Below are 16,028 nucleotides of genomic sequence, written 5' to 3' on the forward strand. Positions count from 1 at the left end.
TGGGGGAGTCCCCGCAGGGGACGGGGGCAAAGCCCCCAATCATCAGCGCCCCTCAATAATCCCGCTCGAAGAAGACGCCCACACTGGTCCGGCCATCCTGATCGAGGCTGCCCTTGGCGGTGATCTCGGAGGTGATGTCGAGGTTGAGGTTGATCTCTGTATCGCCGACCGTGTTGACGGTCACATCCGTATAGACATTCTCCGACAGGTAGGCCCCCGCCCGCACGGCGGCGTTGCCCTCTTCGTCGGTCGTCACATCGAAATCATCCAGCCCGATGTTCGAGCGCAATCGCGACAGCACGCCATCGCCGCCACGCCCCGCCAGCGTGTTGATCGCCGCGGCCAGTTGCACCGCCTGCAAGGCGCTGATGTTCTGCAAGTCGCGACCGAAGATCAGCTGGGCAAGCACCTCGTCCTGCGGAAGCTGCGGAACGGATTCGAAACGCACCTCGGGCGCGCCCGCCGGGCCTTCGACGATGATGCTGATCACCGTGCCGGTATTGGATGTCGTATTGGCGACCAGCCGCAGAAAGGGCTCGAAACTCCCCTGAAGGCTTGCGATACCCTCGGTCAGGGCAAAGCGCTGTTGCAGGATGTCGATACGCCCGCGCACCAGACTGAACTGCCCGACCGGCATCACATCCGCGGTTGTCCCGCCGATCCGCAGGCTGCCGCCCAGTTCCGCATCCAGCCCCCGTCCGCGAATGAAGATCCGCGAGGGCGCGTTGATCGTCAGGTCCAGCGGGAAAGGCCGCGACGGCGGCGCCGCGGCCGCTGCCGCCGCCTCGGCAAGCACCCCTGCGCGCGCAAGGGTCCGGCGCACATCGGCCGAGGCCCCGACATGGGTCACATCCGGCAGGGCACCCAGACTGCTGACAGAAGACGAGGGCACCTGCACATCGGTCTGCCCAAGGTCCAGCGTGCCCGCGATACGCGCGCCGCCCGCAAGCGGTCCGTTGATCGTGATGCGCCCGTCCACGCTGGTCCGGTAAAGGTCGGGATCGCGGAAGATCACGTTCTCCAGCGTGACCGCAAGGTCGGCCTGATTGCCGGCTGTCAGCCCGATACCCCCGTTGATCGCCAGTCTGCCGCCCGCCTCGACCGCGCTGAAAAGATCGACCTGCGCGCGGCCCGCAGCGATGTTGATCGCCCCGCCGATACCGCTCAGCGCCTGTCCCAGGGTCGGCGCGGCCAGCCGTCCGTCAGTGAAGGTCACCCGTCCGCCAAGCGATGTCAGCGCAGGCGGGCCGTTGATCGCAAGATCGAAATTCGCCTGCCCGCTCAGGCGGCGCGGATCGATCGCGGCATTGGCCAGCGCCAGGGGCGCGCTGCCGTCCACATCGACATTCAGCGTCCCGTCGGCGTTATATGTCCCCACGATCGCCGCCGACAGACCGCCCGGTCCCGTGCCCGTCGCATCGACCCCCCAGTTGCCCGCCTCGTCCAGCGAGGCGCTGCCCGTCGCGCGCACCGGCCCGCTGATCTGATCGGTCAGCACGCCGACATCGCGCAAGCTGGCGTTGAACCGCCCCTGCCCGAAACCCTGCGCCCCGTTCAGCGCGGCGACGATGGACACCTCGCGGGTCGAAACCTCCAGCGTCCTGACGCCCAGCACACCGTCAAGCAGGGCGATATCGGCATTGATCCGGCCCGTCCCCGCCAGCAGCGGGTCAAGTCCCGCGATCCCTGTCCGCAAGTCTTCGCTGCGCAGGCTGACCTGCGTCTCCAGCAGGCTGAGGTCGGGCATCACACGGCCCGCGGCGGTCAGGTCCAGACTGCCCGCGATATTGCGCCCCGCCAGATCGGCAAAGGCGGCAAGGCGCGCGATCTCGGCGTTGATGCTGCCGGTGATCTCGCGCCCCGCGTCGGGGCCTGCGACGACCACATCGGCGGACAGGCGGGTCTCGGCGCCATTCAGCGACATGACCGCGCGGGTCGCATCAGACGGTGCGGGCGCGGCAACCAGGCTGGCCCTGATCGGTCCCGACAGGCTGGGGTCGAGCAAAGCCGCGTCGTTGACCGTCATCCGCAGATCGGCAGTATTGCTGCCCCGCAGGGTCAGATCGGCGCTGCCCGCGATCCGTGCGGCATTGGTGGTGATGGACAGACCGTCGAACCCGAAGGCCTCGGCCCCTGTGCGGCGGAAAGCGCCCGCGATCCGCCCCGGACCGGCAAGGAAGGGATCGAGACGGTCCTGCCCGATGGCAAGGTCGCTGGTCCTTGTGTCGAGGGTCACATCGAAGAGCATCCCTTCGGTCTGCACCTCGCCCTCGGCTTGCAGGGTCACGGCCCCCGAAAGCGGGATGCCCGCGATGGCCGCGAACCGGCCAAGGTTGCGCGCATCCGCCGTAATGGCGGCGCGGATCACGGGGGCGCCTGCGGTGTCCATCGTGCCGGTTGCGGTGACGTCGGTTTCGGGGATGCTCGCAACCACGTCGAAGCCGACCACCCCGTCCGCGTCCTGCGAGACATCGCCCGAGACGCTGGCCGGACCGGTCAGATCGGGCAGCACCATGCCCAGTTCCGCCAGCCGCGCCGCGAATGTCGCATCCGCCCCGTTGCTGGTCAGATCGGCCGAGGCCTCGAGCTGTGCCGCCGCCGTCGCCACGGTCAGGCTTTCCAGCCGGGTGCCGGCCGCATCGCGCACGACCTGCAAGGCGATGTCGCCCTGCCCTTCCAGCAGGCGGTCCGCCTCGGGGATGCCGATGGCCAGATCGCGGGTCAGCCCCGCGATGGTCACATCGAAGGTCCCTTCCAGCGGCGTGGCCAATGCGGTGATATCCACCTCGGCCCCGCCCGCGATCTCGCGCCCTGCAAGGGTCGAGAATCGCGCCAACCCGTCGATGCCCGCCGTGACCTCGGCCTCTGTGGCAAAGCCTGCATCCGCGCCCGCAATCGTCGCATTGGCCGCCAGCCGCAGCCCCGCGCCGTCGATGGTCAGTTGCGAAATCTCGGTGACGTCTCCGCTTTCGCGCGCGGCCACCAGAACGCCGCTGATCTCATCGCCCAGCGCCTCTTGCGCGGCGGCATCGTCGAGGCGCAGACCTCGGGCGGCATAGGCCAGTTGCGCGGTGAAAGCGGGCACAGCACCCGCCTGCGCGGGCCGGATCAGCCCGCCGCCAGTGATCCCGACCTCGGCGATCGAGAGGCCCGGCCGGGCGAACCCGCCCAAGGTGATATCCGCGCGCCAATCGTCCGAGACGGCCACGTCATAGGCCACATCGATATCCAGCCCTTCCACAAAGGTCGGCGGCCCCGCCAGTGGCAAAAGCACCGGCTGGTTGCCCAGCGGCGTGATGCCGCCTTCAAGGTCGATCAGTTCCGGCCAGCCGCCCGCCCCCAGCCGCACCTGCCCGTCCAGCGTGACGCGGCCCGCATCCAGGGCCAGCACCGGCACGTTGACGCTGCCATTGGCACCGGTGATCACCTCGGCCCGCAGGCTGGCGCTGTCGCCGAAGAACACGCGGTAGGCCGGTTCGAACAGGGGCGAGACATCGCCGCTGATATCAAGGCTTGCGCGGCTGCCGCCGTCCTGACTGGCCAGCGTGAAATCACCCCTCAGCCGGTCCTCGCCCGCCGTGGCCAGCGCAAGGGTCGCGGCGAAATCATCCAGCGGGGCATTCCCCGCCACCTCGAGCCGGACCGAGGGCCGCCCGGGCAGGCCCAGCAGCCGCGCGGCGATCCCGTCATCGCCTTCCTCAAGCCGCAAAAGCACGCCCAGCTCGCGGGTTGCATTGGCATAAGAGCCCGCAAAGGCGAAGATGCCGGTCTGACCGCCCAGCCGCGTGGCGGTGATATCGGCCTCCCCTTCGCCACCCGAAAGCGAGGCGCTGCCGGTCAGCGAAAAATCCAGCGGCTCGTCCAGAAAATCGGGACCGAGCGAGACCCTGTCGATCGCCAGCGCGCCCAAGGACACGCTGACGGGCAGTTCCGGCAGGCTGAAAGGCTGCGCCTCGGGGCTGGGGCCAGTGCTTGGCTCGGCGATGGGGGGGCGGGAGACGACGATTTCGGCTGCACGCAGTTGCCGGACGTCGATCGCGCCACGAAACAAGGCACGACGGTTCCACGTCATCACGACGTCCCGCAGGGTCAGCCAGACGCCTTCGGTGTCGGCAATCGTCATCTCGGCGATGGTCGCCTCGGAACTCAGCGCACCGGCGAAGCCGATGATGTTCACCTCGCGCCCCGCGCCCGACAGGCTATCCTGCAACAGCCGTGTCAGATAGCCCTTGTCTTCGTCCTCGGTCTGGGCGTTCGCGAAGGTGGTCAGCGTCAGTGCCACCGCGATGATCAGAAACCGTCTCAAAATGCCTGTCCTATGCCGATGTAGATCTGAACTTCGCCGAAGGCGTTGTCGCCCGAAGCGGGCGTGCCGATATCCAGACGGATCGGCCCGATGCCGGTGTTGTAACGCACGCCAAGGCCGGTGCCCGCATGCCAGTCACCACCTTCTGCGGGGGTCGCGGTCTCGCCCACGTGGCCGATGTCGTAGAACCCCACAAGCGAGATATTCTCGCGGATCAGATAGCGTGCCTCAAGCTCGGCCCCGATGAACGAGGTGCCGCCGGTGGTCACAACATCCATCCCCTGCATGGTCTCGACGCCCAGCGCCTGATAGGGTTGCCCGCGCACCGTGCCGCCCCCGCCCGAGTAGAACAGGAAATCCGCCGGCGCCTCGGTGATACTGGCCCCCAGCACGCTGCCCACCTGCCCGCGTCCGGCAAGGGTCAGGCGCTGTTCGTCGCCCAAGGTCAAATAGCCGCGCAGGTCGCCGAAGAGCCGCGCACCGGCAATCGCGCCATCGGTGCTGATGAAGGGCGTCGCGGAAAGGTCGATGTAATATCCTTCGCGGGCATCGGTGACACTGTCGCGCCGGTCAAGCGTGGCCGCCAGCGGCAGGGTCAAAAGCGTATAGGACCGGGTCTCGATCGCGGTTTCTTCGCGGGCGCGCAGCAGGCCGATGCCTGCGCGGACGGTCAGGTCCTCGCTGATGATCCGCGAGAACCCCGTCTCGAGCGCGATCTTGTCGATCAGGAAGTCGGGCTCGTCCTCACGCGAAATCTCGCCCGTCAGGAAATAGTCGGTATCCGGCCCGAAGACCGCCGGACGGGTGAAACTGCCGCCCAGAGAATAGTCGATCCCGCCCGTCTCGCCTGCGATACCCCCGATCTTGGCATCGGCACGGAACCTCTCGGCCCCGCCAAGCAAATTGCGGTGCAGCCAGAAACTGGACAGGCTGAGCCCCTCGATGGTCGCCAGTTCGATCCCGAACCCGATGCGGCGCGGCCGCGCCTCGGACACAAGGGCGGTGATCGGCAGGGTATCGCCGGGGCCGATCTGGTCGGCCTCACTGAACGACACGCTGTCGAAGGTGCCCGTCCGGCGCAGGCGACGTTCGGCGCGGGCGATCTCGGCGGGTGAAAAGACCGCGCCGACAGGCAGTCCCGCGATCTGGCGGATCCGGTCGTCACTGACCACGCGGTTCCCCGAGACGCCAAGCGGCCCGAAGGTCAGGCGCGGGCCGGTGTTCAGCGCGACCGCGACGTCGAGTTTCTCGTCGGCATGGCGCGCGGTGATCCGCTGGCTTTCGACCGCGACCTTGGCGTAACCCAGATCGCGCCACGCACCGGCCACATCCACCACGGCATCCTCGATGACGCCGGAACGCGCAGGTTGACGCGGGCCGAGGTCGGCCGCGATTTCCGTGCCCGGCGGCAGAGGCGACAGGCGCACATCGCCGAAGGTGAACCGTGGCCCCGCATCGACGCTGATCACGATGGTCTCGATCCGGTCGGGGGCGGCCAGCGGAGACAGCCCCGCCGCCTCGGCCCCGTCCACGGTGATCGAGACCGTCCCGCCGTAATATCCTGCCGCATAAAGCGCCGTCAGCAGGCGACGGTAGTCGGCACGGGCGGCGGCGATATAGTCCTGCGGCGCGGCGTCATCCTCGAGCGCGCGCAACAGCGAGGCCGCGTTCAACGCACCGCGCGCGGTCTCGGCCTCGAGCCGCACATCCTGTGCCCAGACGGGTGCCGCACCCAGACAGAACGCGGACATCAGCCCGCAGACCTTCGCTAGTCGCCGTTGCATAAGGTCCCACCCTGTATCCGCATCGTCATCTGGTCAAGGATAGGGCGCGATGGCGGAAATGGCCACTCACATATGTTTGCCTTCGCGGATTCCGGCTAGGCGATGGCCCTCTGCCGCGCTACGGTTTGCGGCATGAAAGATCTCGCGACACCGGCCCGGAAACCGCTTCGCTCACCCGAGAAGGTGATGCGCCTGCGCCGGATGGGGGCCGCCTTTCCGACGCGGCTGTCGTTCCTGCCCACCCTGCTGCGCCGGTTGGCCGTCGAAGGATCGCAGGTCACGCGACCGGTCTGGCAGATGTCGCCCGACGGTTTCGGCCATGCCACCTATCAGGTCGGTTTGGGCGGCCATGATTACACGCTGGTCGCCGTCTCGACCGACCTGCCCGCAGACCAGCGCACGGACCGTGTGATCGCGACGGCCTGGGATACGACCTACGTGCTTTATGACGGCATCCCCGATGCCGCCGAGATCGCGCGGATCGTCGCGGCGGCCCCACGGCAAGAGGCCGCCCGCTACACCGCCCGCGACCTGGTCCTTAGCCGCGCGAACAAGTCGGTGCGGCTCTTTGATCATGCGGTCTCGGCCCTGAAGGCGGGCCGCCAGCCCGACCCCGCGAAGATCCGCGAGACCGGCTATCTGATGCGCACCACCGCCGTCTACGGCAACGGCAAGTTCGGCATTGCCGACCGCGCCCATATCGCGGACCGTCCGGGGATGTCGGGTCCCTTCATGGCCGAGATGCTGACGGTCTGGCTGATCCGCGGCTTTACCCACGATCTGGCCGAACATATCGCCGGTGCGCCCCTGTCGCGCGCCGCCAAGCGGCATCTGGGGATCGGCAATGCCACCGGGCTGGGCATGGCGCCCTTCCTTGTGAACCACCCGCTGCTTCTGGATGCCTGGATGCAGGTGCGCGAGACCGCCATCGCGCGGGTGCGGGCGATCCCGACGCTCGAGGCCGATCAGATCGGACGGATCTACGATCTGGTGACCCGCGCCGCCGGCCATCTTGCCGGATGGGAGGTGCCGGATACCATCGCCGCCAAACGGATCGCCACGATGCGCGCCGAGTGGCCCGTCTTCGCCGGCACGCTGACACCCGAGATGATGACCGGCCCTGATCCCATCGACCGGATCATCACCCAAAGCGCGCAATTCTCGGTCGATACGCAGGAATTGATCGCGGCACTGCTGCTGGAACGTTTCGGAGACCTGATCGACGGGCTGACCGACTGCATGGCGACGCCCTTCGTCCCTGTGCTGGACCCGACGATGACCTGCGCGGACCTTGCGGCCCTGATCGCGCAGGATTGGGACTGGGCCTGCGCGACCGATTATGACTGCACCGAAGGCTGTGCGCGGTTCTGGTATGTCTCGGAGGCCAAGCTGGAACCGCGCCTTGGCAATCGCCACACCGAAGAGGGGGCCGATCTGGAAAGCCCCCTCGACATCGCGCGGCGGGTCAAGGCGCTGGCGGGCGACCTGCCCGACGATGCGACACCATTGGGCCGCTTTCTGGCCGATCACCCCGCGCACCGCGCCGCTGCACGGCGGGTGCAGACGCTGGCGCGGCATCCTTACGCCGAGATCCGCGACAACCTGATCGGCGCCGACTGCCTGCCCATCGACATCCTGCGCTGCAAGCTGGCCTTCTTCGGCGCGGCCAAGTTCGACCCCAAGTCCGACCGCTGGACCCGCATCACGCTGTGTCAGGGCGCGCCTCTCTTCGATGAGCTTGCCACTGCCGATGACTGGTGGCTGCCGGTGACGACCTTCTGATGCTGTCGCTGAACGAAGTCCAAAGCACGGTGCTGAAGGCGGCACGGGGCGCGGGCCTGCCGCTGGGACAGGCCGAGGATCTGGCGCGGGTGGCAAGCTATCTGATGGGGATTAGGGGCGAGGCCGCCGTGATCACGCGCGCCTTGCAGGAACCCGTGACCGAGGTGCAGGCAAGATGGCAGGACAGCCATGTCACCCTCAGCGGCAGCGCCGCGATGATCGCACCGGTGATCTGCGACGCCTTCCGCATGGGCTATGACAGCGTCACCTTCGCGAAAGCGGACCACAGCGCCTATATCGGCGCGGCAATGGCGGTGCAGGGCGTGCCTTTGTGGTGGGAAGGCTGCACGATCCGGCGCGGCGACAGCGAGGTGCTGCCCGCCAAGCCGGGGCCCGTGACGGTGCCTGCACAGGATTGGGACGTCTGGATGGGACTGGCCGCGAAAACCTATGTGCCGGAAAGCGAGACCTCGCGCAGCACAGGTGCCGGGGCGGGGCTGACCGACAACGACTAGGCGAAGGGATCGTCAGGGTAACCCACCCGCGCCAGATAAAGCCCCATCGGCGGGCTGACAGGACCGCAGGCGGCGCGGTCACGGGCCGCAAGTGCCGCCTTCACGTCTTCGGGCCGCCATGCCCCCGCGCCGACCCGTTCCAATGTCCCCACGAAGCTGCGCACCTGATTGTGCAGGAAGGACCGCGCGCGGACGTGGAAATGGTATTCGGTGCCATACGGGCGGGGGTGGGCCTCGATCCGCAATGAGTCGAGCGTTTTGACAGGGCTTTTGGCCTGACAGATCGTGGACCGGAAGGTCGTGAAATCATGCTCGCCCAGAAGGTAGTTTGCGCCTTCCCGCATCGCATCAAGATCAAGCGCGTGATTGACCCGCCACATCTGCCCCGCCTCGACCGTCAGGGGCGCGCGGCGGGTGATCAGCTTGAACAGATACTGGCGCTCGATCGCGCTGAACCTTGCGTGCCAGTCGTCATCGACCTGCGCCGCCTTCAGGATCGCCACGGGATCGGGCTTGAGGTGGTAGTTCAGCGCCTCGGACAGGCGGAACGGGTCCCAGTCACGCGCCAGATCGCAATGCGCGACCTGCCCTGTCGCATGAACGCCCGCGTCCGTGCGGCCTGCGGCGGCGATGGTGTGGTCGCGCGGTTCCAGCTTGGCCAGCGCGGCCTCGATCGCGCCCTGCACCGACGGCTGGTCCTTCTGGCGCTGCCAGCCCGCGAAGGGGGCGCCATCATATTCGACAAGAAGGGCATAGCGGGGCATGCCAAGGGCTTAGGGGCAGCCTTGGGCGAAATCAATCCCTACACATCCCACGGGCCTGCACCTATCTTCAGACAAGCCAAGTCAAAGGAATTCACATTGGTCATCGCCAGTATCGCCGACCAGATCAGCCGCACCGTCACCGGTATGGGCGAGACACTTGCCGCGCCTTTCACCGATCCGGTGATCCGGCTGGGCGTCACCGGTCTGTCGCGCGCGGGCAAGACGGTCTTCATCACCTCGCTGGTGGCGAACCTGATGGATCGCGGGCGGATGCCCCAGCTCGAGGCCGCAGCCAAGGGCGCGATCGAGGCCGCCTATCTGCAACCGCAACCCGACGACACGATCCCGCGCTTCCCTTACGAGACGCATCTGCACGCGCTGACCGCGCCGGACCCGCACTGGCCCGAGGGCACGCGGTCGATCAGCGAACTGCGCCTGTCGCTGCGGGTGCGGCCGCAGGGCTTGCTTGGCACCATCTCGGGCGCGCGGACGGTCCATATCGACATCGTGGATTACCCCGGCGAGTGGCTCTTGGATCTGTCATTGCTGGACCTCAGCTATGCCGACTGGTCCGCCGCCGCCTTGGCCCGCGCCGAACGGCGACCGGGCGGGGCGGACTATGCCGCCCTGATCGCAGGTCTCGACCCGACGGCAAAACTGGACGAGGCCGAGGCACAGGCGCTGGCCGACCGCTATACCGAACACCTGCGCAAATCGCGCGAGGCGGGGTTTTCGGATTGCTCGCCGGGGCGGTTCCTGATGCCGGGTGATCTGGCGGGATCACCTGTTCTGACCTTCGCGCCGCTGCCTGCGGGCAATTACCCGCGCGGGTCGCTGGGGGCCGAATGCGCGCGGCGCTATGAAAGCTACAAGCGCAACGTGGTGCGGCCGTTCTTTCGTGACCACTTTTCGCGGATCGACCGGCAGATCGTGCTGGTGGATGTGCTGGGGGCGATCCATGCGGGGCCTGCCGCGCTGGACGACCTGCGTGCGGCGATGGCGGGCATCCTCTCGGCTTTCCGCGTGGGGCGGAACGATTTCCTGACGCGCATCTTTCAGGGCAAGCGGGTGGAACGCATCCTCTTTGCGGCGACCAAGGCCGACCACCTGCACCACAGCCAGCACCCGCAACTGACCGCGATCACGACGGCCCTGCTGCGCGAGGCGAAGGACCGCGCCGATTTCGCCGGGGCCAAGACGCAAGCCATGGCCATCGCCGCCCTGCGCACCACGGTCGAGGACCGGATCGACCACAAGGGCAGCACGCTGGACGTGGTGCGCGGGCGCTTGCTCGATACCGGCAAGCAGGCGGCCTTCTACCCCGGTGAACTGCCCGCCGATCCGTCGCACCTGCTGTCGCCCGCGCGGGCGGGACAGGACAAATGGCTGGACGGCGATTACAGCATCATGCGCTTCGCCCCCGCGCCGATGACGCGGCGCACCGGCGAGGGGCCGCCGCATATCCGGCTGGACAAGGCCGCGCAATTCCTGCTGGGGGACCGGCTATGACCAAAGGCCCCGTCCTGATCGAGATCGACGACGACGCACAGCCCGCGCCGCATCTGGCCCCCGCCGTGCCCGAGGTGGACACCCCGCAAGATGCCGCGATGCAACGGGTCGCCGCCATCGCCGCACGCCGCCCGTCACCTCTGGCGCGGTGGTTCTGGGGGCTTTTGCTGTCCCTCACCGGTTTTATCGTGACGCTGGCGACATGGGATTACGTGACCGGCCTGCTGGCGCGCGCGCCGATCCTTGGCGGCATCGCGACCGTGCTGACGGTGCTGCTGCTTTTCGTGCTGGCGATCATTGCCATCCGCGAAGTTGCCGCCTTCGGCCGGTTGCGCAAGCTCGACCGCATCCAGCACCACGCATCCGAAGCGATCGCGACCGAAGACCTTGACGCCGCGCGGCGCGTCCTGGGCGAGGTCACGGCGCTCTATGCCAAGCGCGAGGACACAAGCTGGGGCCGGGCCGCCCTGGCAGAGCGGCAGGCCGATGTTCTTGACGCGGACGCGCTGCTGGGACTGGCGGAAACCACCATCCTCGCGCCCCTCGACGCCCGCGCGCGGATCGAGATCGAGGCCGCCGCCCGTCAGGTCGCCACCGTCACCGCGGTTGTCCCGCTGGCGCTGGCGGATGTGTTCGTCGCCCTGACCGCGAACCTGCGGATGATCCGCCGGATCGCCGAGATCTACGGCGGGCGCGCCGGCACCCTTGGCAGTTGGCGGCTGACGCGCACGGTGCTGGCGCATCTGGTGGCGACCGGGGCCGTCGCTGTCGGCGATGATCTGATCAGTTCGGTCGCAGGGGGTGGCGTGATCTCGAAGGTCTCGCGCCGCTTCGGCGAGGGGGTCGTGAACGGCGCGCTGACCGCCCGTGTCGGCATCGCCGCGATAGAGGTCTGCCGCCCGCTGCCGTTTCATGTCGCAGGCAAGCCCAGCGTCAGCGCCTTGGTCTCGCGGGCCTTGCGGGGGCTCTTCGGCAAGACCGACGGCCAGGCCGGCGCATGAATCGTCAAAACCACGCCAGCAGGGTTTGACCCGGGACGCTTCGTCCTTAACTGTCAGTCATGACAACCGGAGACATTTGATGATCAGACGCGCCCTTGCCACCGCCACGCTGCTTGCCGGCCTTGCCGCCCCCGCCTCGGCGCTTTGCGTCGGCGAAAGCTATCTGGACACCATGTCGGACGACCAACTTGACCAACTGGCGCAGGTTGTCGACGCCTTGCCATATGGCGAAGGGCTGACCTATTCCGCGACCCGCGGCGACGACAGGCTGACCATCGTCGGCACGATGCACATCTACGACCCGCGGCTGGAAAGCATCCGCGCCCGCGTGTCGGCCGATGTGCAAGGGGCCGATCTGGTGATCCTCGAGGCCACCGCGACCGAAGAACAGCAACTTCGCGACCTGATCACCACCAATCCCGGGCTGATCTTCATCGTGGACGGCCCCACCCTGCCCGAACTGCTGGACGAAGAGACATGGGCGCAGCTTGCCGATGCCGCCAGCCAGCGCAGCATCCCCGGTTTCATGGCCGCCAAGATGCAGCCTTGGTATCTGTCGCTGCTCTTGTCGGTGCCGCCTTGCGCGATGGACGATCTGATCGACGGGGCCACCGGTCTCGACAAGATGATCGCATCCGATGCCGAAGCGGCGGGCGTGCCGGTCATGGCGATCGAACCCTTCGACACGCTCTTCGGGCTCTTCGATGAAGCCCCCATCGACGCGCAGATCGACATGCTCCGCATCAACATGCTGGCCCCCGATATGCAAAGCGCGATGTTCGTCGCGATGCTGGACCGTTACTTCGCCGAGGACGTGGGCCGCCTGTGGGAAATGGGCCGGATCGCGATGTCCGATGTGCCCGGGATCGACCCCGAGGAAGGTCAGGCGATGTTCACCGAGATGGAAGAGGCGCTGCTCTTCACCCGCAACCGCAACTGGATCCCCGTCATCACCGAGGCCACGGCAGACCATGACGATATCGTCGTCGCCGTCGGGGCCGCCCATCTGATCGGCGAGCTGGGAATCCTGCAACTGCTGGAAGACGAAGGCTGGACAATCAGCCGCTTTCCCTAGGTCTCGACGTCGCCATAGTCGGCCAGCCCCTGCCGCCCCTTGTCGGTCAGCGCATAGGTGCCAAGGGCCACCTTGCGGAACCAGCCGTAATGATCGTCACGCATGATCCGCGTGGCATCCGGCACTTCGGCCCAGTCCCTGACCACCGCGCCCCTGGAGGGCCCGTGCACCGCCAGAAACCTTGCGCAGCGCAGCGCATCCTGCCGGTAGCCGGTGATCAGACCATGGCGGGTGGCACCCCCGGCGTTGGGATCGCCCTGCATGCGGTCATAGGCCCCAAGCAGGCGCTTGCGCTTCTTCTTGGACAGCCGCGCGGCGTAAGGCCCCGGATCGGCCAGCACCTCGACCAGCCCGTCACGCAGGCGCACGGTCATCACCCCCAGCCCCGCACGGCGGGCAAGCTGGACGTTCCGCCTCAATGCCTTGTCTTTCCCGCCCGCCGGCACCGCCAGATAGACCGCATCGGTCACCGCCAGCCGCTCGATCCCCTGATGGAACAGCGACAGGGAAAAGGCGGTCTTCATCTCGACGATCACGATCTCATCGCCGCGCCGCGCGACGATATCGGCCGCCCCGACCTCGCCCTTGACGGCATAGCCCTGCGCCTGAAGATGCGCCTTGAGAGGGGGGTAAAGATCGGCTTCTTTCATCGGACCCAGCCAAGCCGATCTCGGCTCATGCGACAAGCCCCGTTGGATGAACTCTCGCATCATTATTGGCCCGAAAATATCCTGGGGGGGACCCCCGCAGGGGGGCGGGGGCAAAGCCCCCAATCCACGGGGTGACACCGCGCGCAGCCGCTTCTATATAGTGCCCAAGCCTGCACCCATTCGAAAGAGACCCCATGACCACCCTTATCTTCGGCCACAAATCCCCCGATACCGACAGCACCGGATCGCCCCTGATCTGGGAATGGTTCCTCAACCACACAGGGATCGACAGCAAGGCCGTCCTTCTGGGCGACCCCAATACCGAAGCCAAATTCGTGGCCGATCGCTGGGGCTTCGCCCTGCCCGAGGTGATCGCCGATCTCGACGACGACCAGTCTTGCGTGATCGTCGACACCAACAACCCCGCCGAACTGCCCGCCAATGTCGGCAACGCCGATATTCTGGCGATCATCGACCACCACAAACTGGCCGGCGGGCTGGAAACCAAGGGCCCGATCAATATCACGATCCGCCCCCTGGCCTGCACCGCGACGATCATGCACCAGATGATGGGCGCCCATGCCGACCACATGCCCGAGGGCATCAAGGGTCTGATGCTGTCCTGCATCCTGTCGGACACGCTGGCCTTCCGCTCGCCCACCACGACCGAGATGGACAAGGACCTGGCCGAGAAACTGGCCGCCGATCTGGGCGTCGATATCGCGGCCTATTCGACCGAGATGTTCGCCGCCAAATCCGATGTCTCGGCTTTTTCCGATGCCGAGCTTTTGCGCATGGACAGCAAGGAATACGAAATCGACGGCACCAAGTTCCGTGTCTCGGTGCTGGAAACCACCGCGCCTCAGATCGTGCTGGACCGCAAGGCCTCGTTGATGGAAACCATGCCCAAGGTCGCCGAGGAAGACGGTGTCGATCAGGTGCTTCTCTTCGTCGTCGATATCCTGCGTGAAGAGGCCACGATGCTGATCCCCAACGACCTGACCAAGACCGTCGCCGAGAAAAGCTTTGACGCGAAGGTCGATGGCGACAGCGTGGTCCTGCCCGGCGTGATGAGCCGCAAAAAGCAGATCATCCCAAGCCTGAAGGTCGCCTGAACCGACCGTGCAAACATGCCCGACGTTCTGCCGACGTGATGCCGACGTAATGCCGCTGCCCTAAAAAGGTTAACAGATGACCCGGATTATCGACTCTTTCGCTGACATTTCGGGGCAGTATGACGTGGCTTTCGTCGACCTCTGGGGCTGTATGCACAACGGGATCGCGGCCTTCCCCGAAGCGGTTGCCGCGATGCAGGGCTTCCGCGCAAAGGGCGGCAAGGTGGTGCTGGTCACCAACTCGCCCCGACCGTGGGATTCAGTCGCCCGCCAGATCCACGACATGGGCGTCCCCGAGGATGCATGGGACGCGATCGCCACCTCGGGCGACAGCGCGCGGGCGGCGATGTTTCGCGGGGCCGTGGGCGCGAAGGTCTGGTTCATGGGCGAAAGCCCGCGGGATGACGACTTTTTCAAGCCCTTGAAAATCATCGGAAATCCGGTCGATATCCAAAAGGTCCCGCTGGATCAGGCCGAAGGCATCGTCTGCTGCGGCCCCTTCGATCCGTTGGCGGATGTGGATGTGAACCGTTCGCAGTTTCTTTACGCCAAGCAGAAGGGTCTCAAACTGCTCTGCGCCAATCCCGATATCGTCGTCGACCGTGGCGAGGTGCGCGAATGGTGCGCCGGTGCGCTGGCGCAGCTTTACACCGAGATGGGCGGCGAAAGCCTCTATTTCGGCAAGCCGCATCCGCCGATCTACGACCTCGCCCGCCGCAGGCTCTCTGCGTTAACAGATGTGCCATCCGATCCGCGTATCATCGCCATCGGAGACGGAATCGGAACGGATGTCTCGGGCGGTTTGCAGGAAGACCTTGACGTGCTGTTCATCACCGGCGGTTTGGCGGCAGAAGAGACAAAGACCAACGGCCAACCTGATCCAGCCGCGCTGGACGGGTTTTTGACACGCCATGAAATAAGCGTGCCTTACGCCATCGGCTATCTGCGCTGATCCGGCGTCACGGGTTGACAGGGTAATAAAGTTTCGCTAGTCCGTCACCACAGGACTTTTTGTTACCCATCGGAGCATGCAATGCTGGACAACGCCCCACGCGGAACGATCTGCATCGAAGATATCGAAATCGGCATGGTCCGGTCGATCCGCAAGGTGGTCACCGACCGCGATATCGCGCTTTTTGCCGAGGTGTCCACCGACCGCAATCCGGTGCATCTGGACGACGAATACGCCCACGACACGATCTTCGGCGGGCGTATCGCGCATGGCATGCTGACCGCCGGTCTGGTCTCGGCTGTCATCGGCGAACAACTGCCCGGACATGGCACCGTCTATCTGCGCCAAAACCTCAAGTTCCTTGCCCCCGTCCGCCCCGGCGACATGGTGCTGGCCGAGGTCGAGGTGACCGCCATCGACCATTCCCGCCGCCGCGTGACGATGGACACGCGCTGCATCGTCGAAGGCAAGACCGTCCTGGCGGGCGAGGCGACGGTGCTCGCCCCGTCGCGCAAGTTCGACTAGGCCACCGACTCATAAACCTTCAACCAGATACGTGTTGCAGCGAGTTTGAC

General features: G+C 66.5%; 12 protein-coding genes. 8 read left to right on the top strand and 4 right to left on the bottom strand.

Annotation, left to right across the window (positions count from 1 at the left end):
- Positions 1-52: 52 nt before the first annotated feature.
- Positions 53-4,306, bottom strand: coding sequence for a translocation/assembly module TamB domain-containing protein (locus V7N12_RS07105; RefSeq protein ID WP_333713673.1), 4,254 nt, complete (start codon positions 4,304-4,306; stop codon positions 53-55).
- On the bottom strand, positions 4,303-6,057 hold the full coding sequence (locus V7N12_RS07110) for an autotransporter assembly complex protein TamA (protein WP_333713674.1): 1,755 nt from the start codon (positions 6,055-6,057) through the stop codon (positions 4,303-4,305). Before V7N12_RS07110 ends, V7N12_RS07105 begins: the two co-directional genes overlap by 4 nt.
- 165 nt (positions 6,058-6,222) lie before the next feature.
- Between V7N12_RS07110 and V7N12_RS07115 the strand changes: the two genes are divergently transcribed.
- Both V7N12_RS07115 and V7N12_RS07120 read left to right on the top strand, forming a co-directional pair.
- Positions 6,223-7,872: a hypothetical protein gene (locus V7N12_RS07115; RefSeq protein ID WP_333713675.1), complete on the top strand. Its 1,650-nt coding sequence runs from the start codon at positions 6,223-6,225 to the stop codon at positions 7,870-7,872.
- Positions 7,848-8,387 (top strand): DUF3726 domain-containing protein, encoded by a 540-nt coding sequence (locus V7N12_RS07120; protein WP_333713677.1) that lies wholly within the window; start codon positions 7,848-7,850, stop codon positions 8,385-8,387. The genes V7N12_RS07115 and V7N12_RS07120 overlap by 25 nt, the downstream gene beginning before the upstream one ends.
- Here V7N12_RS07120 and truA read toward each other — a convergent pair.
- Positions 8,384-9,151, bottom strand: coding sequence for a tRNA pseudouridine(38-40) synthase TruA (gene truA, locus V7N12_RS07125; protein WP_333713678.1), 768 nt, complete (start codon positions 9,149-9,151; stop codon positions 8,384-8,386). The two genes, V7N12_RS07120 and truA, sit on opposite strands and share 4 nt — an antisense overlap.
- Before the next feature lie 96 nt (positions 9,152-9,247).
- Here truA and V7N12_RS07130 point away from each other — a divergent pair, with 96 nt between their 5' ends.
- The 3 genes from V7N12_RS07130 to V7N12_RS07140 all read left to right on the top strand — a co-directional run bounded on the left by V7N12_RS07130 (position 9,248) and on the right by V7N12_RS07140 (position 12,736).
- Positions 9,248-10,660 (top strand): YcjX family protein, encoded by a 1,413-nt coding sequence (locus tag V7N12_RS07130; RefSeq protein WP_333713679.1) that lies wholly within the window; start codon positions 9,248-9,250, stop codon positions 10,658-10,660.
- The gene (locus V7N12_RS07135) at positions 10,657-11,661 is read left to right on the top strand and encodes a YcjF family protein (RefSeq protein WP_333713680.1); all 1,005 of its coding nucleotides are present in this window, start codon (positions 10,657-10,659) and stop codon (positions 11,659-11,661) included. Before V7N12_RS07130 ends, V7N12_RS07135 begins: the two co-directional genes overlap by 4 nt.
- Positions 11,662-11,740: 79 nt before the next feature.
- Positions 11,741-12,736, top strand: a complete 996-nt coding sequence (locus tag V7N12_RS07140) for a TraB/GumN family protein (protein WP_333713681.1) — start codon at positions 11,741-11,743, stop codon at positions 12,734-12,736.
- Here the strand turns inward: V7N12_RS07140 and V7N12_RS07145 are convergent.
- Complete coding sequence (locus V7N12_RS07145) at positions 12,733-13,386, bottom strand: DUF2161 domain-containing phosphodiesterase (protein WP_333713682.1); 654 nt, start codon at positions 13,384-13,386, stop codon at positions 12,733-12,735. The genes V7N12_RS07140 and V7N12_RS07145 overlap by 4 nt on opposite strands.
- A 194-nt stretch (positions 13,387-13,580) precedes the next feature.
- Between V7N12_RS07145 and V7N12_RS07150 the strand changes: the two genes are divergently transcribed.
- The 3 genes from V7N12_RS07150 to V7N12_RS07160 all read left to right on the top strand — a co-directional run bounded on the left by V7N12_RS07150 (position 13,581) and on the right by V7N12_RS07160 (position 15,978).
- Complete coding sequence (locus V7N12_RS07150; RefSeq protein ID WP_333713683.1) at positions 13,581-14,501, top strand: manganese-dependent inorganic pyrophosphatase; 921 nt, start codon at positions 13,581-13,583, stop codon at positions 14,499-14,501.
- 76 nt (positions 14,502-14,577) lie between these two features.
- Positions 14,578-15,453: a TIGR01459 family HAD-type hydrolase gene (locus tag V7N12_RS07155; protein ID WP_333713684.1), complete on the top strand. Its 876-nt coding sequence runs from the start codon at positions 14,578-14,580 to the stop codon at positions 15,451-15,453.
- An 81-nt stretch (positions 15,454-15,534) separates the two neighbouring features.
- Complete coding sequence (locus V7N12_RS07160) at positions 15,535-15,978, top strand: MaoC family dehydratase (RefSeq protein ID WP_333713685.1); 444 nt, start codon at positions 15,535-15,537, stop codon at positions 15,976-15,978.
- Positions 15,979-16,028 lie beyond the last annotated feature (50 nt).

This window comes from Yoonia sp., assembly GCF_036770585.1.
Taxonomy (GTDB): domain Bacteria; phylum Pseudomonadota; class Alphaproteobacteria; order Rhodobacterales; family Rhodobacteraceae; genus Yoonia.